The sequence below is a fragment of the Shewanella sp. MMG014 genome, from assembly GCF_018100775.1.
Classification (GTDB): domain Bacteria; phylum Pseudomonadota; class Gammaproteobacteria; order Enterobacterales; family Shewanellaceae; genus Shewanella; species Shewanella japonica.
Window position 1 is genome coordinate 286686 of record NZ_JAGJDZ010000003.1, and the last position, 19208, is coordinate 305893.

Below are 19208 nucleotides of genomic sequence, written 5' to 3' on the forward strand. Positions count from 1 at the left end.
CAACTTAATTGATTAGCAAGGCTCCCTAATGGGAGCCTTTTTTATTGCTAAGACAGCTTTAATCGCTCAATTGTTACAAAATGAGGCCGATATCATTTATCATCACTCATAATTCGAAAAATCAGAAGGTTTAAGCACAGTGGCAGTGTCGGTAGCGGGCGGAGTAAGGCCCGGTAAAGTAATTGAAGTGGAACGTCGATTATATAAACAACTGATCGTTGGGAAAGAAAAACTAACCCAGCAGTTTGATGATCGTGATAAACAATTAGAAGATGATGCTAATAAGTTGGAAGTTGAGCGCCAAGCCATTAAAGCCCGCATGGAAGAACAAGCTAAAGCTCAGCAGATACTGGCACGGATTTCCCAACAATTGTCTAAAACTGTCAATAATTCGCTTGAGCATCAGATTAACTCACCACAACAAATGCTTGAACAATCAGGCATTGAAGAGTCTCAAGTGTTGTTATTGGACTTATTGCTGAATAAAGACCCTGATTTACGTCGCATACGTCCACTCGTGGAGAATATATCTTGGCTATATACTGACTTAGTTAACTTAATTAATAGTCCAGCCTCAAGCCACAGACGACCACAACGCTCTGAAGTTAAAGTCACTGATATAAAATTGGTATTGAACTACATTGGCATTGAAAACCTACAAGCTGTGATCCCCTACTTTTGCCTGCGCAATTGGTTACCAAGTGGCAATGCTAATCTTATTTGGATCACGCGGAAATTATGGCGCTATAGCATGATGAGTGCGATTGCTGCTAAGGCTTTAGCTGTGCTACATGGAAAAAATGTAGCATTGGTTTACAGTGCTTCTTTGATGAAGCAGCTCGGTAGTGCGACGATTCTTAACTCCGCCGCGAGACAATTTGAGACGACATGGGGAACTTGGCTTAGGGAAACCAGTGCTAAAGGCGATAAGACGCTTTATGATGCTGTAATGGCCTCTGAATTCCCGTCAATGGATGTATTTGAGAAAGTGATGTCATATGGTGAGCAGCTTAATTGGCAAATACTGGATTTATTAGAGTTTGAAAATAGTAAATTAACAAAACTACTTAAAGAGCTCGATTTTAATTACCACTTTAGTGAGTTCTCGGCAGAGAGCGCAATTGTTGCAAAGGCCAGCTGTTATGCCAAAGTGCTTTTGTTGGAGGAGTCTCGCCTAATTGATCCTCAAGAAAAGCGTGTCATGTTCGATTATTATGAGTTTACTGAGCAAGAACTCATCAGACTGAAAGCGCAAAACTACCGCAAACTGGATCTTGTTTAATCGGCCTTATTTCGTATAAAGACTTGCTATTCGCCTGTGTATTTATTCATTTATGGTGAATAGCTAAGTAATTTTCATTCAAATAACTTTTTTTATGACTATTTATGCTCAAATTAAGCAGTATAAACACTTTGTATGCGCCTTTTTGTCATTCTTTATGCATTAATCATTTCGGTAATGAATAGTTAACAGCTAAAAACTGGTATTTTGATCACATTTTAGCTAATAATGTCCTTCAAGTAATACAAGCAACCGCTACAACACGAAACCAAAACCAATATAGATAGCGGACTAGAGTGATGTTTAGTCACTTATAAACCTAAAGGAACGAAAAGCAATGAGCGTTGAAATGAACTTAACACGTGCCCAATTTGATCAAGTTATGGTGCCTAATTATGCGCCTGCAGCTGTAATCCCAGTTCGCGGTGAAGGTAGCCGAGTTTGGGACCAAGAAGGTAATGAGTTTATTGATTTTGCTGGTGGTATTGCAGTGAACTGTTTAGGTCATTGTCACCCAGCATTGGTTGGCGCCCTCAAAGAACAAGGTGAAAAACTGTGGCACCTATCTAACGTAATGACGAATGAGCCTGCACTTGAACTAGCGACTAAGCTTGTCAATGCAACATTCGCAGAACGTGTTTATTTTGCTAACTCTGGTGCAGAAGCAAACGAAGCAGCCCTAAAATTGGCTCGTCGTTACGCACTTGAAAATCACGGTCCACAAAAAGATCAAATCATTGCATTTGATAAAGCTTTCCATGGCCGTACTTTCTTCACTGTGACCGTGGGTGGGCAAGCTGCTTACTCTGATGGCTTTGGCCCTAAGCCACAAAGCGTTACGCACGTACCATTTAATGACATCGCCGCATTAGAAGCGGTTATCTCAGATAACACGTGTGCCATTATGCTTGAGCCATTACAAGGCGAGGGCGGGATCATCAATGGTGACCCAGAATTCTTAAAAGCAGTGCGTGCTCTAGCTGATAAGCATGATGCTTTAGTTATTTTTGATGAAGTACAAACTGGTGTAGGTCGTACAGGTGAGTTATTTGCTTACATGGGGACTGATATCGTACCTGACATCTTAACCAGTGCTAAAGCATTAGGTGGTGGTTTCCCAATTGCTGCAATGCTAACCACTGCCAAAATTGCAGCACATCTTAAAATTGGTACTCATGGTTCAACATACGGCGGTAACCCTTTAGCGTGTGCTATCGGTAATGCTGTGATGGACGTGGTTAATACCCCTGAAGTATTAAATGGCGTTAAGCACCGTGAGCAATTGTTCCGTGACGGTTTAGCAGCAATTAACGCTAAATATAACGTATTCTCTGAAGTGCGTGGCCAAGGCATGTTACTTGGTGCCGTGTTAAACGAAGAGTATGCTGGTCGCAGTCGTGATTTCCTTGTTGCGTCTGTTGCTGAAGGTCTAATGAGCCTGATTGCTGGTGCTAACGTAGTGCGTTTTGCGCCGTCTCTTGTTATCCCTGAAGCTGATATTGCTGAAGGCTTAGCGCGTTTTGAACGTGCAGTAGCTAAAGTAGTAGCAGGTTAATCTATCTATTGGCGCAGCGTTAAGCTGCGCTTTTTAGTTTGGATTGCCAATGAAATGAAGTGAGTGTTGCTCATGTCATTTTTTATTTGGTTATTTCAAGGAGAGTTTGATGCTAATCATTCGACCAATTCGCGCCAGTGATTACGATGCTCTATACAAAGTAGCTGTTGAATCAGGCCACGGGTTTACCTCCCTACCTGTGAACGAAGAGCTATTAAGATCGAAAATTGCTCGTGCAGAAGCCTCTTTTGCCAAGCAAGTTGAAAAGCCTTTTGATGAAGGTTATTTGATGGTGCTTGAAGATCTTAAAACCAATGAAGTTGTCGGTACCTGTGGTATTGAAGCTGCCGTTGGAATGGAAGATGCGTTTTATCATTACCGCTTAGGTACTGAAGTGTACCATTCAAAGCAAATATCAGTGCGTAATGAAGTTGAAACACTCACCTTATGCCATGACTACACAGGCGCTGCTGAGTTATGTACGTTATTTCTCAATAAAGCTTACCGTCGTGGTTATAACGGTCGTATGCTATCTCGTTCTCGCTTTTTATTCCTTGCTCAACATGAGCAACGCTTTGGTAGCACAGTGATTGCTGAGATGCGTGGTGTAAGTGATGAGAAAGGCGACTCACCTTTTTATGAGTGGTTACAAGACCATTTCTTAGGTATCGACTTTGTTGAAGCTGATTATTTATCAGGTTTGGGCAAAAAAGCCTTTATGGCTGAAATGATGCCAAGAAGCCCAATTCATGTGTGCTTATTACCTAAAAAAGCGCAAAAAGTGATTGGTGAAGTTCATCGTAATACTAAGCCCGCACTCAAACTACTGCAGGCTGAAGGGTTTAAATTTAGAAATTACGTCGATATTTTTGATGGCGGCCCGACAGTTGAATGTGCTTTATCTGATATCCGCTCTGTTCAACAAAGCCGTGAGCTGACCGTCAAAATTGGCAAAATGCCACATGCAGATCATCAATACATCGTCGCTAATACATTATTAGCGGATTATCGTGCGACTTCTGCACGAGTCTTAGTCTCTGATAAACATGACAATGTCACGCTTAGCCCTGAATTGGCAGAAGCATTAAAAGTGGCAGCAGGCGATAATATTCGCGTACTAGAACTTTAGGACACAAACAAATGACACAATTTATTAAAGGCCAATGGTCTCATGGTGAAGGCCATGATGTGACTTCTGTAAACCCTGCAAATGGCGAGGTGATTTGGAGTGGTAAAACAGCGACAGCGGCCCAAGTTAATACAGCAATCGATGCCGCAAGAGCCGCACAGTTTGATTGGTTCATGTTAGGTTACGATGCTCGCTTAGCGATTGTTGAAGCGTATCGAAGTGAACTTGAAGCGCACAAAGCAGAATTGGCTGAAGTGATTGCTCAAGAAACAGGTAAGCCTCAGTGGGAAACAGCTACTGAAGTCGGTGCAATGATTGGCAAAATTGGTTTGTCTGCTGCAGCCCATGATAAGCGTACAGGTACAGAAACCAATGATATTCCGGCAGGGCGTGCTGTTCTTCGTCATAAGCCACATGGAGTTGTTGCTGTATTTGGTCCTTATAATTTCCCTGGTCATTTACCTAATGGTCATATCGTTCCTGCATTGCTTGCAGGTAATACCGTGGTATTTAAGCCTTCAGAGTTAACGCCAAAAGTGGCTGAAGAAATGCTTAAATTATGGGAAAAAGCAGGTTTACCACAAGGTGTGATTAATCTTGTTCAAGGTGAGCTTGAAACAGGTAAAGCATTAGCATCGCACCCTCAAATTGATGGTTTATTCTTTACAGGTAGTTCTCGTACTGGTCACTTATTGCATCAGCAATACGCAGGTCATCCAGGTAAAATTCTTGCTCTTGAAATGGGGGGGAATAACCCACTCATTATCAAGGATGTGAATGACACTAAAGCGGCCGTGCACGATATTATTCAATCTGCTTATATCTCATCAGGTCAGCGTTGTACCTGTGCTCGTCGTTTATATGTGCAAGATGGTGCAGCGGGTGATGCATTGATTGAGCAGCTAATTAGCGCCATTAAGCAAATTAAAGTGGGTAGCTGGAATGCTCAACCACAACCATTTATGGGCTCAATGATTTCAGAAGGCGCAGCAAAAGGTATGGTTGCAGCCCAAGCTGAACTACAAGCCTTAGGAGGCCAGTCTTTAATTGAATTAACACATGTTGAATCAGGTACTGGTCTTGTTACACCTGGTCTGATTGATGTTACTGCCATTGCCGAACTGCCTGATGAAGAATATTTTGGCCCGCTGTTACAGCTTGTAAGATACCAAGATTTTGACCAAGCGATTGATATGGCTAATAACACACGTTATGGCCTGTCTGCAGGTATTTTGGCTGACAGCCGTGAAGATTATGACTACTTCTTAGCACGTATTCGTGCCGGTATTGTTAACTGGAACAAGCAAATTACAGGTGCATCAGGATCGGCTCCATTCGGTGGCGTAGGTGCTTCTGGTAACCATAGAGCAAGCGCATTTTATGCTGCTGACTATTGTGCTTATCCTGTTGCTTCTGTTGAAGCTGACAGTGTGAGTTTACCTGCTAATTTAAGCCCAGGACTATCAATCTAGTATTGGGTGACGCTGACTTAAGGCAATGACTTTCGGTCATTGCCTTTTTTAAAGAAGGATTTTTTTATGCACACTGACGTAAATGCATTATTTGCTGCTCTTTGGCAAGATTACATTAACATGACCCCATCAGCAGACAGCATTCACCAATTGCTAAGCAAGGGTGAGCCGATCATTAATGATCATATTGCGCTGCGCACGTTTAACATTGCTAAAGTTAATTTGTCTGTACTGGCTGCACATTTTGAGTCAATTGGTTATGTAGCTTGTGGTGACTATAATTTTGAGCAGAAAAAATTAGTTGCTAAGCACTTTGAACATCCAGATCCTAATCAGCCAAAAGTGTTTATCTCTGAACTGTTAGTTGAAGAGTTTAGCCAAGCTGCACAAACCATTATTCATGGCTTAATTGATCAAGTTGATGTTGCAGATACTAAAGCGGATAACTTCTTATATTCAGGCCGTCATTGGCAAGTTGATTTGGCCAGCTATAACACCTTACTAGCAGAAAGTGAGTATGCTGCTTGGGTGGCTGCGATTGGCTACCGTGCAAACCATTTCACTGTGTCGATTAACGCATTACCAGAGTTTGAAAAAATTGAAGCCGTTAATGAAGCGCTTAAAGGTGCTGGCTTTACATTAAATACATCGGGTGGCGAAGTGAAAGGCTCACCAGAAGTGTTACTTGAGCAATCTTCAACAATGGCTGACCGTATGGTAGTTGACTTTGCTGATGGTGAACTTGAAATCCCTACTTGTTTTTATGAGTTTGCTCGCCGTTACCCAATGGCAGATGGCAACTTATATACAGGCTTTGTGGCGGCATCTGCAGATAAGATATTTGAAAGCACTAACGCTGCTGGGTAAGTCATCGACATACAAACACGTGTAATAAAAAGCCCTGGTAGTGCACTATCAGGGCTTTTTTGTAATTTAACTTTGTATTGAATGGGCTAGAAAAGCGATTCGGCTAATACAATAAGGTTAACTTAGCGTTTTGACTTTGGGGTTATCAAACACAATCGTGACACAAAGGCCGCCAAAGCGCGCTGAGCGACTAAATGATAAAGAGTAACCATACTGCTCTATAATCTCTTTTACGATAGACAGGCCAAGCCCATGACCCATTACGCCCTCATCTAACCGTTTCCCTCTGTTAGTTAGCTGGGTTAATTGGCTATCATTGACACCTGGACCATCATCTTCGATGTATAGTGTGAGCACTTGACTAATCGATTTTATTGTTAAACTAATATTTGATTCTGCCCATTTATAGGCGTTATCGAGTAAGTTACCAAATAATTCCATTCCATCTTCTCGATGGATAGGCAGTCGAGCGATATCTGCTTCAACCTGAATGTCGCAGGTAATACTCTTTTGATGATGAACCTTATCTAACGTTGAAGTTAACGCTTCAAAGTCTCGCGGAATGACCATCTGAGCTGCTGGCAACATATCACCAGTAATTCTGGCTGCAGTGAGCTTTCGCTCAATCATATTGCGGATTTGGTCTAACTGCTGCTGCATCGCTTCGGCTGCTTCAGGGTTAGACAGACCAAGCACTTCTACCTGTTGTTGCATCACGGCTAATGGGGTTTTTAATCCATGACTCAAATTACCGAGGTTATTTCGGCTACGTTCAATTTGATTGGCAGTGTAATCAAGCAGTTCATTGTAAGTTTCAGCGAGCGGCTTAATTTCAACGGGTATTTGATTAAGCTCAAGTGCATTAATTTCACCTTGGCGTAATTTAGCTAAGGAATCTTGGATATATTTAACCGGCTTAAATGATTGGCGTAAGATAATAAAAATACCAAAAATCATCGCTGATAACATAGCGATATTGATGGCCAATTTAGTGCCAAATACTTCACTGAAGACCCGTCTGCCAATACTTAAATCTTGTGCCACAGTTAACGTGGCCACTTTATCACCGCTAGTTGAGCCAATGCCTATAGATAATAACTGCATGTCATTATTTTTTGGGCCTTTGGCTTGCCACACTCGAGTTTGATTTTGTGCTAACAGTTCAATATCAAGCTGAACATCCCACAAAGAGCGTGAGCGGATCACTTGGTTGTCAGAGTTGAATTGAAAGTAGCGACCTGAGTATGCGGGTTTGTAAAAGCTGGATAATTCATTCTGATCTATGATGATTTCGCCAGAGTTGATGTGACTGGCTAGAATGATGTGCTCTAAATCTTCTTCAAGACGATTGATGATGGAGTCGTGAAAAGCTTGTCGCAGCATGGACTCAAACAAAATGAGCCCAATAACTGTTGCAATAATAATGAGTCCGCTAAGCCAGAGACTTAGCTTACTGCGGATTGAAATCATTCTACGATGCCGTGAAAGATATATCCTTGGCCACGACGAGTTTCAATAGCTGTTTTACCGAGTTTTTTACGTAAATGAGTCACGTAAACTTCGACCACATTAGACTCTTTTTCATCATCAAACTGGTAAAGTTTGTCGGTCAGTTGGGCTTTGGACAACAACTTTTTAGGCGACATCAGGAATATTTTTAATAATCTAAATTCCATTGCCGTTAGCTCATAATGATTTTCACCGATGTGGACTCTTTGCTCAGCTTCATCAAGAGTAATGCCGCCATAGCTTAATTGTTTTGACGCGGTATTGAGTCGGCCATGGGCACGATGGATAAGGGCTTGCACACGTGCTAATAACTCTTGCGCATGGAAAGGTTTTGCGAGGTAATCGTCAGCACCTGCATTGAAGCCTTCTACTTTCTCATGCCACTGGCTACGTGCTGTCAGCATTATTACTGGTGTGTCGATGCCTTTTTCTCGCCAAGATTCCACTAGCGTTAGGCCATTACCATCGGGTAAGCCAATATCTAAAATGACACAGTCGTATTGTGTTTCTTTTATTAGGTAATCAGCTTCAACAGCTTTGTCGGTAACATCGGTGACATAGCCAGCTTGTTTTAGTTGTTTTTCAAGCTCAGCAACTAAAAGGGTATTATCTTCAACGAGTAGCAGTTTCATTTATTTGGCATTCACTTGGTAGTTGGTCCATTGACTCTGGCATCCCATTTGTTGCATCGAGAAATAAATGGATGACATGCCCTTTTTTTAACTTTAATTGCAAATCATAACGCCATTTATCATCCTCTTGATAGAGGCTGGCATCAATTAATTCACCATCACAGTATTGTGCAAGTAAAGTAAGGGAATAATCAAGTGATTGAATGCTACCTGATGTGACCAAGCGCTGAACTTCGTCATGTTGAAGCTCATTTTTAATTGCGTGAGCGGGTAGGGAACTGAGAGTAGTTACAATAACGCTGATAAGTAGCACAGATAGCTGCCTCATCGGAAAGACTCCCATAAAAAAAGTGATAATTAGATTTACTAATTATCACTTTAATTAATCACCCTTAAATCAAGCTGAAGCTTAACTTAACGTGTTCCGTAAACCACTATAGTTTTACCGTGAGCCTGAATAAGATTTTGTTCTTCAAGCATTTTTAAGATACGGCCAACAGTTTCACGTGAACAACCAACAATCTGACCAATCTCTTGACGAGTGATCTTGATTTGCATGCCGTCTGGGTGAGTCATTGCATCTGGCTGTTTAGCAAGATGTAATAAAGTCTGTGCAATGCGTCCTGCAACGTCTAGGAAGGCTAAGTCACCCACTTTTTGGCTAGTGCTTTGTAAGCGGTAAGCCATTTGAGCGGTCAACTTCATTAGAATCTCAGGGTTAACCTGAATTAACTGCTTGAATTTCTTGTAAGAAATTTCAGCAATTTCACAAGGTTGTTTTGCACGAACCCAAGCAGTACGTTCTGCTTGCTCTTCGAATAAACCTAATTCACCAATGAAGTCACCTTGATTAAGGTAAGAAAGGATCATTTCTTTTCCTTCTTCATCTTTAATCAATACTGCGACTGAACCTTTCACGATGTAGTAAAGGGTATCAGATTCTTCACCTGCGTGGATCAAGGTGCTTTTCGCTGGGTATTTATGGATGTGACAGTGTGAAAGAAACCACTCCAAAGTTGGATCAGGTTTAGGCTTGCCAATCAGAGCCATGTGTATTTCCTCGATTGATAAAATGAAAGTAAGGACTAGCTAATAAAGTAATTGTACTTGACTTATGTTTACAAAACTTTGATGAAGATCGAGTTTAACATTATGAAAAATGCTGCCAGTACACTATTTAACTTATTAAATTTAAAATTTTTTTTGCTACATTAGCTAACGATGTTCATCTAATTTAGTGCGGCTTAAATTATTTATCAAGTCATCTAAGCTGTTTTATTGATAAAGTTATCCTGTTTTTTGTTCCTATGTTTGAGTCATTTACAATATTTTGCACTTAGAATTCACTTTCCATTGTTGTAAAAACCGCAATTGATAGTTATTGTTAATTCGATTATCAAAGTGAAGTCGATGTCGTAGAGGTTGAAGTGAAATATTCTCAGAAGCTAGTCAATCTAGGTTTAGCATGTTCGTTATTGTTCAGTGGCGCTGCTGTATTACCTGCCCATGCTTTTTCTATACCTGCTTCGCTTGAATCACAAGCTGCTAGCAAGTTGGTACATATTCAATTACGTGCTGCAGACGGAAATGCAGATGCGCAGTTCTTACTGGGCTTGATGAGCTTGGCTGGGCGATTTGTTGATCAAGATACCAGCCAAGGCCTGTATTGGGTTGAGCAAGCTGCATTACAAGATCATATTAAAGCACAACAAACGATTGCAGATTTATCCTTTGAAGGAAACTTATTACCCCGTGACTTGGCTGTTGCTGAAAAGTGGTACCAAGTCCTTGCTGAGCAAGGTGATTCGCGAGCACATTTTCGTCTAGGCTTTATTTACTCTGCTGGTGGCGATGGTGTTGAGCGTAATTGCGGCAGAGCATTAGAGCAATTTACCCAAGTAGGCGATGCTATAGCACTGGGAAATGTGGCTTGGATTTTAGCAACGTGTCCTGAAGAGCAATACCGAGACGGTTCACGTGCTGTGGAGCTGTCGTTACAATTACTTGAAAATAACTCTGAAGATCCTACTAATTTAGATAATCTCGCTGCGGCATATGCTGAGTTAGGCGAATTTGAACTTGCTGTGGATACACAGCAAAAAGCTATTGAAGCATTAGAGAAAAATCCAACGGTGGCCCAAAGTGATGAATTTATTATGCGTTTAGAGCAATATCGTCAAAAACAAGCCTATCGTGAAATTATCCCACTGATGAATTAAATTAAGCTGCACGAGTTCGAAAGCGATTGATTATCAGTGAGGGCATAGGCTCAACACTCCAACTCTCTTTCAGTACATGATGAATTAAACGACCTAAGGGTCGTTTTTTGTATCTGGTGCTAATTAGGTGTCACTCCAAATGTGTACTTAGCAATTTTCCTCTGCTTTGAATCATTATTATCTATGATTAAGGCTGCACTTGTTTTAACTAAACTGGTTTTGATTGTCCTGCACGAAATCGTTAAGGAGTTGGAATGCCAAATAATATGAAGCTTTATCAACTCACCGTTATTTTCAGTGTGCTGTTTTCGCTTATGGGGTTTTCTTACAATGTATGGCGGATGGAAATAACAGAGAATAATAGTAATGTCAGAACGGCTTGTTTTGAGATGCTATTAGAACTTGCTGAAGTTCAACAGTTAGTATACGCAGCACATTATGACAATAACCTAGAACAAGGAAATCCACGTGTAGGCTGGGTTAAGGTTGGACTTATTGCTGATTTAAGTAGCCTAACCAATCAAGCGGTTGCGGAGGAGTCTGTCGAATTAACTCAAGTTTGGTCAACTCAGTGGCATTCAATGCACGATGATGAACAAGCAGCCAGTCAAATTGTAGAGCAGGTAGATAATGTCCGTGAAGAAATTAAACGCTTATTAGCATCATTAGATTAGGTTTCGTGTAAATTTTGTATAGTCGAGCGTGAAGAGGGTTTGCTGATATGCCCAAGTGCGCTAACAGATAAAGATGGGGGAATTAACACCCATGAGCACATCAACTATCGTTCTTTCGCCTGAAATCCCGATAGCCAGAATGATAAGGGCTATGGCTTAAATCAAGCTTAACAGCAACAACTTATTTACTCATTTCAATATTAGACTTTACCATTGAAACAGAGAGTACTATTCATTCTCGGCTGTCTTCTTGTTCATTAAGTCTTTAATTAGCGGGGTTAAAATCAGCTCCATAGCTAATGACATTTTGCCACCTGGCACGACTAAAGTATTCACTCGTGACATAAATGCCCCTTCAATCATGCTTAAGTAATACGGGAAGTCGACATTATTTATATCGCGAAAACGAATAACGACAAAGCTTTCGTCTAAGCTTGGGATATCTTTTGCGCTGAACGGATTAGAGGTGTCTACCGTGGGTACACGTTGAAAGTTAATATGCGTACGAGAAAACTGCGGCGTCATATGTTTAATGTAATCGTCCATGCTGCGGACAATAGACCCCATGACTTTTTCACGGCTATGACCTCGATCAGAGGTGTCTCGAATGATCTTTTGAATCCACTCGAGATTGACGATTGGCACCATGCCAATCAATAAGTCCACATGTTTGGCAACATCAGCATCCTCTGTGACAACACCACCATGTAGTCCTTCGTAATACAGCATGTCGGTGTTTTCTGGTAACGGGTGCCATTGGGTAAATGTACCAGGCATTTGATTGAATGGGACTGCTTCATCAAATGTGTGAAGGTAACTACGTGTTTGTCCTTGACCTGTTTCAGCATAACTTTGAAAGCACTCTTCAAGTTTGACGAAATTATTGGCTTCTGGCCCAAAGTAACTGATATTACGATTTTCAGCTTGAGATTTGCGGATCAATACTTCCATTTCTGCACGGGTGAAATTATGAAAGCTATCGCCTTCAATAAAAGCAGCATTAATGCCCAATTGACGAAAGATGTGGGTAAATGCAGTCGTGGTCGTGGTTGTGCCAGCGCCTGAAGAGCCTGTAACAGCAATAATGGGATGTTTTGTGGACATTTATCCTACCTAGATCAAACGTGAAAATTAGTTAAAGTTCTGAGACAGTTTACGTGTTGTCGATCTGCTCATCGTTAACACTTTCATGATTAAACTCGAAGAAAAACAGACTCTATTTATACGGGCTGAAACCTTTTAGGTCAATATTATACCAATCAAAATGAATATCTAAGCAGTCGCTAATGTATATATTTTGAGCCACTGTTATGATTTATCTAAGGTTTAAATTGCAAAGACATACTGAGCATGGCGAAGTTTAATCAAAGTCCGCCGTAGGGTAAATAATCTGATCTTTATGTCTTATAGCGATTGATTCATCATCCTCGCTGTATTCGACTTTTAATTCACCTTGTTTCAGTGACTGTTTGCATTTTTCAATGGCCAACTGAATTTGGTCATCATCTAATTGACCGAATGACCCATCCTCTACCTGAGTGAATAAATACTCTTTTATGAGGTTGTTGAGCGTATCTGGTGGTAACTGTTGTAAGGCTTCGAAAGGGATTAGCATAGGGTTAACTCGTCATAAAAGAGATGATTCTGGATTCTAAATAGTACTTAGGTTTCCACGGTGTGCCGCCACAAATAAAACCGACGTGACCACCGTGATGATGAAGCTCGTATTCTACATGCTTTGATAATTCGTCCTCAGAAGGGATCACTGCATCAGTCATAAAGGGGTCGTCTTTAGCGTGAATAATCAATGTGGGCTTTTGAACATGCTGCAAAAATGGCTTACCGCTAGCACGTTGATAATAGTCAAATACATCATTAAAGCCATGCAGAGGCGCAGTGACTTTGTCATCAAATAAATGAAATGTGGTTAATTTATCAATTTCATTAGCAGTCACTGGCATGGAACTCGTTAAGTGTTGTTGAGTGAGTTTGTCCTGCATTTTTTGTTGTAACTGCTTGATTAAATGTTGCTGGTAAACTGTTGAAAATCCACTTTCTAGTTTTTTAGCACAAGCTGCTAAACATAAAGGCGCAGAAACAATAACTGTTTTGTCTAATTGGCTTTGATGACCATGCTCACCTTGATATTTAGCTAATACATTTCCACCCAAACTGTATCCTACTGCTAATAATGGTGAATCAGGGTAGTGACGTTTTAATTGGGATAGCGTGAAGTGAATATCTTGAGTATCACCGCTGTGATAGCTCCTAGCTAAACGGTTTGGGGTACCTGAGCAGCTGCGATGGTGATGCACAACAGCACACAATTGATGATCATTGGCCGTTTGCAACATTCTGCGGACATAATGTGAGTCACTACTGCCTTCTAAACCATGCAAAATAACTAAAATCGGCTTGCCATTAACCGGTGTCGCTAACCAGTCTAAATCAATAAAATCGCCATCAGGTAACTCTTGTCTTTGACGTTTTAACTCTGGTTTGTCCACTTTGGTGAATACAGGTAAAATCGTTTGAATATGGGAGCTTACGGCCCACCAAGGTGGCATAAAACGCTTTTTCATAGGGTTATTTTATATACAGTGGTTTGTTAATATTCAAACGTGTGTTTAAATGTTGATTGAGTTCACTTTAGCATAGTTGCTTTTAAGGCAACAGATTTGGCGCGTTTCAATCAAGCCAAGAGCTTTTGAAAATGCGAGTGCACAACTCAGTAGGTAGGCAATGTCAATAAAGGGATGATAATGAAAAGAAGAACCTTTTTAACTGGAGCATTTACTGGTACCGCGGCACTGGCATTAGGCGTGAGCTTGTATACACCAGAAGTGAGTGATAGCCCTGACGACACACACCGTTTGCTATTTAGTGTGCTTATCCCTGTATTTATGGACGGAGCATTACCAGAAGTGGCTAACTATCGAGAGGCATTTTTAAATCGAACCATTAATGCGATTAACCAAACGATTAGCGTGCTACCCACTGAGCAACAACAAGAATTATCTCAGTTATTATCAATGCTTGAGTCTCGCTTTGGCTTGCTGATTTTAACCAGTAGCATCACGCCGCTAATGTTAAGAACCCCGGCTGAGTTAAACGATATGTTAGAACAGTGGCGCCACCACTTTTTAGATATGATGCAGACAGCTTACATAGGGCTGCGCGAATTGATTGTATCGAGCTACTACGCCTGTCCCGAACACTGGGGGCGATTACATTATGCAAAACCCACCTTTCTTGATGCATAACCTATTTGATCGCAACAACAATAACAACAGATCCTGGAGTATCAAATGGCAGCAAATATTGTCGATCCAATCATCACTGGACTAAATGAAGGCTGGCAGCATATTGATGCCAACTTACTGACAGAAGACCAACATTTTGAAGCTGATGTTGTGATTGTTGGTACTGGTGCAGGTGGCGGAACCGCGGCTGAAATTCTTACCGAAGCCGGTTTAAAGGTGATCATGATTGAAGCGGGGCCGCTTAAATCTTCACAAGATTTTGATATGGAAGAGCGCACTGCTTACCCCAACTTATATCAACAAGCAGCAGCGATGAAAACCTCTGATAAAGGCATTGGTATTTTTCAGGGACGCAGTGTTGGCGGCTCAACCACGGTTAACTGGACGACTTCAATTCGAACTCCTGAAAATGCATTGGCTTTTTGGGAGCAAGAAAAATCTGTCAAAGGGCTTTCATCCCAAAGCTTATTGCCTTGGTTTGAAAAGATGGAAGCAAGACTGAATATCAGCGAATGGCAATTCCAGCCCAACTTGAATAACGCTGCATTAAAAGAGGGCTGTGAAAAGCTTGGATGGGAATACACTGTCATTAAACGCAATGTTAAAGGTTGCTGGAATACAGGTTATTGCGGCATGGGGTGTCCAGTCAATGCAAAGCAGTCGATGTTGGTTACAACCATTCCCAGTGCGCTAGCTCATGGTGCAACCTTGATTTCAAATGCTAAGGTTGTTGATTTAGCACATAAAGTGGATAAAGTTGACAGTCTCACTGCCCACTCTTCAAATCGTGGCAGTAAGCTCACCTTTAGTGCAAGACATTATATTTTAAGTGCTGGCGCGATACATACGCCGACAATTTTGATGCGGGCAAAGACTCCAGATCCTCATCAATTACTGGGTAAAACCTTTCTACACCCGACCTTATTATCGGGAAGTATTTTTGACAAACAAATTGATGGCCACAGTGGTGCGCCTCAGTCTATTTATTCTGATGAATTTGTATGGCGCGACGGTGCAGCAGGCGAAATGGGCTATAAATTGGAAGTGCCGCCGATTCATCCTGTGTTAATCGCATCTAAAACTATCGGCTACGGGCGAAGTCATGCAGAGTTAATGACCCACTTTAATAATTTACAGGTAATGATAGCGCTTGTAAGAGATGGCTATTCTGCAGATAGTGTTGGTGGACAAGTTAGGTTAACAGATTCAGGCTTTGCATTAGATTACCCGCTTGAAAAACCATTTTGGGACACCGCAAGACGTGCTTTTGCGACTATGGCTGAATTGCAGTTTGCTGCGGGCGCACAAAAAGTGTTGCCAATAAATGATGGCGTAGGGATGCAATTAAGCTGGAAACAAGCTAAAGAGACCATTGCGACTATGGACATAGGTTTATTAAAAACCATTGTGGCATCCGCTCATGTCATGGGAGGCTGCGCAATGGGAGAAGATAAAAGCATCTCAATGATTAACAGTGAAGGCCAGTCTCATTATTTCGAAAACTTATCAGTTATGGACGGCTCAATGTTCCCAACTAGCTTAGGTGCAAACCCTCAGCTATCGATTTATGGCATTGTTGCAAGAAATGCTACTTTATTGGCCGAACGATTGAAGCCGACAACGCCTAGTGTATAAATGAGCTATTTCATGTGAATAAAAACCGATGCCATTGCGTCGGTTTTTTTATACCAAAACAATGAGTTAATTTGATGCTTTTTAACTTAGGTTATCAAACCATTTTTATCTAGCGAAAAATACGTATATGGAATTGTACATATATGCTTATCCATATATATTATCGGCATATTATTTGATTTAACTGTGCGGCTTTTATCATGCATTTCTAGGATATGAGCCAAGTGGAGAGAGTGTTTATGCAACCCAATGTCTTTTTTAAATGCCTAGCTGATGAAACTCGCCTACGCAGTTTACTCCTTATTTCTGTTAATCATGAACTGTGTGTGTGTGAGTTAATGGCCGCGTTAAATGACAGTCAGCCGAAGATTTCTCGCCATCTCGCTCAGCTACGAAAAGAAGAACTGCTTGTTGATAGACGTCAAGGTAAATGGGTTTATTACCGAGTCAATCCTCAACTACCGCAATGGATACAAACGATGATTGCTCAAACTGCTGAGTCTAATAGTGAATTTATTGCCAATGATGTAAAGCGATTGGCCGAGATGCCTAATCGACCTAATGAAATGTGCTGCTAACCTTGCTTAACGCACATGCAGCACAATGACAAATACACTGGGCTGTAAACCAACACGACAAATTACGATGAATGAATTAAGAAGGTGACTTATGACAATTAAAGTAGGAATTAACGGTTTTGGCCGTATGGGACGTTTATCTTTTCGTGCTGCGTTTGATTGGGAAGATGTTGAGTTTATCCAGATTAACGATCCTGCTGGTAATGCTGCGACGTTAGCGCATCTGGTTAACTTTGATTCTGTCCATGGTCGCTGGGAACATGAAGCTATCGCCAATGATAATGTCATTGAGGTTAATGGTCATAAAATCACTTGTACAGCGAATAAAGCGATTGCAGATACCGATTGGTCTAATTGTGATGTGGTGATTGAAGCATCAGGTGTGATGAAGACCAAAGCAAAATTACAAGCTTATTTAGATCAAGGTGTAAAACGTGTTGTGGTTACTGCTCCAGTAAAAGAAGACGGTGTGTTAAATGTCGTTATGGGCGTAAACCATCAAGATTACGATCAAGCTATCCATCCGATTGTTACTGCTGCATCATGTACTACAAACTGTTTAGCACCAGTGGTTAAAGTGATTCATGAATCACTTGGGATTGTGCATGGTTCAATGACAACGATTCATGACATTACAAACACCCAAACAATCCTTGATGCACCCCATAAAGATTTACGTCGTGCAAGAGCGTGTGGCATGAACCTTATTCCAACAACAACGGGATCGGCTACGGCAATCACTCATATTTTCCCTGAATTAAAAGGGCGCTTAAATGGTCACGCTATTCGTGTGCCATTAGCCAATGCTTCAATTACAGATTGTGTGTTTGAAGTGAGCCGAAATACCACGGAAGCGGAAGTTAACGCATTATTGAGTGAGGCTGCAGCAGGCCCACTAGCGGGGGTGCTGGGTTATGAAACAAGACCACTTGTGTCTATTGATTATAAAACTGATCCTCGTTCAGCAGTTATTGATGCTCCATCGACCATGGTGGTAAATGGTACTCAAGTAAAATTATACGTGTGGTACGACAATGAATGGGGCTATGCAAACCGCACCGCAGAGTTAATGCGTTTAGTGGGTTTACAAGATAAAGCTAACTCCTAGTCAATTTGGAAGCGGATAGAGTAAATAGGGTTATTGCGATGTCTTTTATGACTAAATTGGCAAATTTGCCTAGTGAAATAAAACAATACTTAATTGTGACCGGCAACTATTGGGCGTTTACATTAACTGATGGCGCCTTGCGGATGCTGGTGGTGCTGCACTTTCATGGGCTAGGGTATAGCCCGATTGAAATTGCGATGTTGTTTTTGTTTTATGAAATTTTTGGTGTTGTGACTAACCTAGTGGGTGGCTGGTTAGGTGCGAGGGTAGGATTAAATCGCACCATGAATATCGGCCTTGGTATGCAAGTGATTGCATTATCAATGCTACTCGTTCCTAACGAATGGTTAACTGTCGTCTGGGTGATGGCAGCGCAAGCTCTATCTGGTATTGCAAAAGACCTGAATAAAATGAGTGCTAAAAGCGCCATTAAAACACTCGTACCAGCTGGAGCGGAAAGTAAGCTTTATCAGTGGGTCGCCATTTTAACAGGTTCTAAAAATGCCTTAAAAGGAGTCGGATTCTTTTTAGGTGGTGCATTATTGAGTCTATTTGGTTTCCAAGTTGCTATTTTGATTATGGCGCTGGCATTGTTGTTGGTATGGTTCTTCAGTGTTGTTAGTTTAAAAAGTGAAATGGGTAAGGCCACAGCTAAGCCGAAATTTACTGAGATTTTTTCTAAAAGTAGCACGATAAACTACCTTTCTGCCGCAAGATTATTCTTGTTCTCTGCTAGAGATGTTTGGTTTGTCGTAGCCTTGCCAGTGTATTTAGCCAGTCAGTTTAATTGGGATCATTGGTCTGTCGGAGGTTTTTTAGCGACATGGGTTATCGGTTATGGCGCTGTGCAATCTTTTGCTCCTTACTTTACTGGTAAAAAGCAAGGCAAGGTGCCGGATGGTAAAAGCGCATTTGTTTGGGCTGGGATATTAGCTGTTATTCCTGGATTGATTGCTTTGGCTTTGGTGTCAGACTGGCATAGCCAAACAGTATTGATCGGTGGTTTATTGATTTTTGGCGGCTTGTTTGCGGTTAATTCGTCGATGCATAGCTATTTAATTGTCAGCTATGCAGATCAAGACGGCGTGTCTCTCGATGTCGGTTTTTATTACATGGCAAATGCCATGGGTAGACTGATAGGCACATTGCTGTCTGGTTGGGTGTTTCAGCAATACGGTTTAGAAGCGTGCCTGTGGATTTCAAGTGGATTTATTGCGTTGGCTGCAGTGATTTCATTGAAGCTACCACAACATCAACCTATGACACAAAAAACCTAATCGTTAAG

Annotated in this window: 19 protein-coding genes; 12 read left to right on the plus strand and 7 right to left on the minus strand. The window is 41.3% G+C overall.

Annotated features, from left to right (window positions below):
• Positions 1 to 139: 139 nt before the first annotated feature.
• From J8L86_RS06555 to J8L86_RS06575, 5 genes are all read left to right on the plus strand, one after another.
• Positions 140 to 1282 (plus strand): HDOD domain-containing protein, encoded by a 1143-nt coding sequence (locus J8L86_RS06555; protein ID WP_065109438.1) that lies wholly within the window; start codon positions 140 to 142, stop codon positions 1280 to 1282.
• Between the two features lie 337 nt (positions 1283 to 1619).
• Positions 1620 to 2837, plus strand: coding sequence for an aspartate aminotransferase family protein (locus J8L86_RS06560; protein ID WP_055024949.1), 1218 nt, complete (start codon positions 1620 to 1622; stop codon positions 2835 to 2837).
• Positions 2838 to 2946: 109 nt separating this feature from the next.
• The gene (gene astA, locus J8L86_RS06565) at positions 2947 to 3966 is read left to right on the plus strand and encodes an arginine N-succinyltransferase (protein ID WP_055024948.1); all 1020 of its coding nucleotides are present in this window, start codon (positions 2947 to 2949) and stop codon (positions 3964 to 3966) included.
• Between the two features lie 11 nt (positions 3967 to 3977).
• Positions 3978 to 5438 (plus strand): succinylglutamate-semialdehyde dehydrogenase, encoded by a 1461-nt coding sequence (gene astD, locus J8L86_RS06570; protein WP_065109440.1) that lies wholly within the window; start codon positions 3978 to 3980, stop codon positions 5436 to 5438.
• 66 nt (positions 5439 to 5504) lie between these two features.
• A complete protein-coding gene (locus J8L86_RS06575) occupies positions 5505 to 6305 on the plus strand; it encodes a DUF1338 domain-containing protein (protein WP_211029419.1) in 801 nt (266 codons plus the stop codon).
• Positions 6306 to 6422: 117 nt separating this feature from the next.
• On the opposite strand, the gene J8L86_RS06580 is transcribed toward J8L86_RS06575, so the two are convergent.
• From J8L86_RS06580 to crp, 4 genes are all read right to left on the minus strand, one after another.
• Positions 6423 to 7775 carry a sensor histidine kinase gene (locus tag J8L86_RS06580; RefSeq protein WP_211029427.1) on the minus strand — a complete coding sequence of 451 codons (1353 nt, stop codon included), beginning with the start codon at positions 7773 to 7775 and terminating at the stop codon, positions 6423 to 6425.
• On the minus strand, positions 7772 to 8446 hold the full coding sequence (locus J8L86_RS06585) for a response regulator transcription factor (protein WP_055024944.1): 675 nt from the start codon (positions 8444 to 8446) through the stop codon (positions 7772 to 7774). The genes J8L86_RS06580 and J8L86_RS06585 overlap by 4 nt, the downstream gene beginning before the upstream one ends.
• On the minus strand, positions 8427 to 8774 hold the full coding sequence (locus J8L86_RS06590) for a hypothetical protein (protein ID WP_055024943.1): 348 nt from the start codon (positions 8772 to 8774) through the stop codon (positions 8427 to 8429). Before J8L86_RS06590 ends, J8L86_RS06585 begins: the two co-directional genes overlap by 20 nt.
• 86 nt (positions 8775 to 8860) lie before the next feature.
• Positions 8861 to 9496 (minus strand): cAMP-activated global transcriptional regulator CRP, encoded by a 636-nt coding sequence (gene crp, locus J8L86_RS06595; protein WP_055024942.1) that lies wholly within the window; start codon positions 9494 to 9496, stop codon positions 8861 to 8863.
• Between the two features lie 425 nt (positions 9497 to 9921).
• Between crp and J8L86_RS06600 the strand changes: the two genes are divergently transcribed.
• Together J8L86_RS06600 and J8L86_RS06605 are read left to right on the plus strand one after the other, a co-directional pair.
• A complete protein-coding gene (locus J8L86_RS06600) occupies positions 9922 to 10665 on the plus strand; it encodes a tetratricopeptide repeat protein (protein ID WP_231919123.1) in 744 nt (247 codons plus the stop codon).
• Positions 10666 to 10919: 254 nt separating this feature from the next.
• Positions 10920 to 11339 (plus strand): hypothetical protein, encoded by a 420-nt coding sequence (locus J8L86_RS06605; protein WP_211029429.1) that lies wholly within the window; start codon positions 10920 to 10922, stop codon positions 11337 to 11339.
• Between the two features lie 228 nt (positions 11340 to 11567).
• Here the strand turns inward: J8L86_RS06605 and J8L86_RS06610 are convergent, their stop codons facing one another.
• From J8L86_RS06610 to J8L86_RS06620, 3 genes are all read right to left on the minus strand, one after another.
• Complete coding sequence (locus tag J8L86_RS06610) at positions 11568 to 12443, minus strand: phosphoribulokinase (protein WP_055024939.1); 876 nt, start codon at positions 12441 to 12443, stop codon at positions 11568 to 11570.
• Positions 12444 to 12699: 256 nt separating this feature from the next.
• Entirely contained in the window at positions 12700 to 12954 is a 255-nt protein-coding gene (locus J8L86_RS06615) for a YheU family protein (RefSeq protein WP_055024938.1), read from the minus strand.
• 4 nt (positions 12955 to 12958) lie between these two features.
• Positions 12959 to 13921: a hydrolase gene (locus tag J8L86_RS06620; RefSeq protein ID WP_065109445.1), complete on the minus strand. Its 963-nt coding sequence runs from the start codon at positions 13919 to 13921 to the stop codon at positions 12959 to 12961.
• A gap of 180 nt (positions 13922 to 14101) precedes the next feature.
• Here J8L86_RS06620 and J8L86_RS06625 point away from each other — a divergent pair, with 180 nt between their 5' ends.
• From J8L86_RS06625 to arsJ, 5 genes are all read left to right on the plus strand, one after another.
• On the plus strand, positions 14102 to 14602 hold the full coding sequence (locus J8L86_RS06625; RefSeq protein ID WP_055024936.1) for a hypothetical protein: 501 nt from the start codon (positions 14102 to 14104) through the stop codon (positions 14600 to 14602).
• A gap of 45 nt (positions 14603 to 14647) precedes the next feature.
• Entirely contained in the window at positions 14648 to 16237 is a 1590-nt protein-coding gene (locus tag J8L86_RS06630) for a GMC family oxidoreductase (RefSeq protein WP_065109446.1), read from the plus strand.
• A gap of 239 nt (positions 16238 to 16476) precedes the next feature.
• A complete protein-coding gene (locus tag J8L86_RS06635) occupies positions 16477 to 16815 on the plus strand; it encodes a metalloregulator ArsR/SmtB family transcription factor (RefSeq protein ID WP_065109447.1) in 339 nt (112 codons plus the stop codon).
• Positions 16816 to 16906: 91 nt separating this feature from the next.
• Complete coding sequence (locus J8L86_RS06640) at positions 16907 to 17923, plus strand: ArsJ-associated glyceraldehyde-3-phosphate dehydrogenase (RefSeq protein ID WP_065109448.1); 1017 nt, start codon at positions 16907 to 16909, stop codon at positions 17921 to 17923.
• Positions 17924 to 17961: 38 nt separating this feature from the next.
• Complete coding sequence (gene arsJ / locus J8L86_RS06645; protein WP_211029431.1) at positions 17962 to 19200, plus strand: organoarsenical effux MFS transporter ArsJ; 1239 nt, start codon at positions 17962 to 17964, stop codon at positions 19198 to 19200.
• Positions 19201 to 19208 lie beyond the last annotated feature (8 nt).

Bases quoted from the DNA above. Each gene is read 5' to 3' on its own strand.
- J8L86_RS06585 (WP_055024944.1), bottom strand. From the start codon at position 8,446: ATGAAACTGCTACTCGTTGAAGATAATACCCTTTTAGTTGCTGAGCTT.
- J8L86_RS06630 (WP_065109446.1), top strand. From the start codon at position 14,648: ATGGCAGCAAATATTGTCGATCCAATCATCACTGGACTAAATGAAGGC.
- J8L86_RS06640 (WP_065109448.1), top strand. From the start codon at position 16,907: ATGACAATTAAAGTAGGAATTAACGGTTTTGGCCGTATGGGACGTTTA.
- astA (WP_055024948.1), top strand. From the start codon at position 2,947: ATGCTAATCATTCGACCAATTCGCGCCAGTGATTACGATGCTCTATAC.
- arsJ (WP_211029431.1), top strand. From the start codon at position 17,962: ATGTCTTTTATGACTAAATTGGCAAATTTGCCTAGTGAAATAAAACAA.
- crp (WP_055024942.1), bottom strand. From the start codon at position 9,496: ATGGCTCTGATTGGCAAGCCTAAACCTGATCCAACTTTGGAGTGGTTT.
- astD (WP_065109440.1), top strand. From the start codon at position 3,978: ATGACACAATTTATTAAAGGCCAATGGTCTCATGGTGAAGGCCATGAT.
- J8L86_RS06590 (WP_055024943.1), bottom strand. From the start codon at position 8,774: ATGAGGCAGCTATCTGTGCTACTTATCAGCGTTATTGTAACTACTCTC.
- J8L86_RS06625 (WP_055024936.1), top strand. From the start codon at position 14,102: ATGAAAAGAAGAACCTTTTTAACTGGAGCATTTACTGGTACCGCGGCA.
- J8L86_RS06615 (WP_055024938.1), bottom strand. From the start codon at position 12,954: ATGCTAATCCCTTTCGAAGCCTTACAACAGTTACCACCAGATACGCTC.
- J8L86_RS06635 (WP_065109447.1), top strand. From the start codon at position 16,477: ATGCAACCCAATGTCTTTTTTAAATGCCTAGCTGATGAAACTCGCCTA.
- J8L86_RS06575 (WP_211029419.1), top strand. From the start codon at position 5,505: ATGCACACTGACGTAAATGCATTATTTGCTGCTCTTTGGCAAGATTAC.
- J8L86_RS06620 (WP_065109445.1), bottom strand. From the start codon at position 13,921: ATGAAAAAGCGTTTTATGCCACCTTGGTGGGCCGTAAGCTCCCATATT.
- J8L86_RS06580 (WP_211029427.1), bottom strand. From the start codon at position 7,775: ATGATTTCAATCCGCAGTAAGCTAAGTCTCTGGCTTAGCGGACTCATT.
- J8L86_RS06605 (WP_211029429.1), top strand. From the start codon at position 10,920: ATGCCAAATAATATGAAGCTTTATCAACTCACCGTTATTTTCAGTGTG.
- J8L86_RS06560 (WP_055024949.1), top strand. From the start codon at position 1,620: ATGAGCGTTGAAATGAACTTAACACGTGCCCAATTTGATCAAGTTATG.
- J8L86_RS06610 (WP_055024939.1), bottom strand. From the start codon at position 12,443: ATGTCCACAAAACATCCCATTATTGCTGTTACAGGCTCTTCAGGCGCT.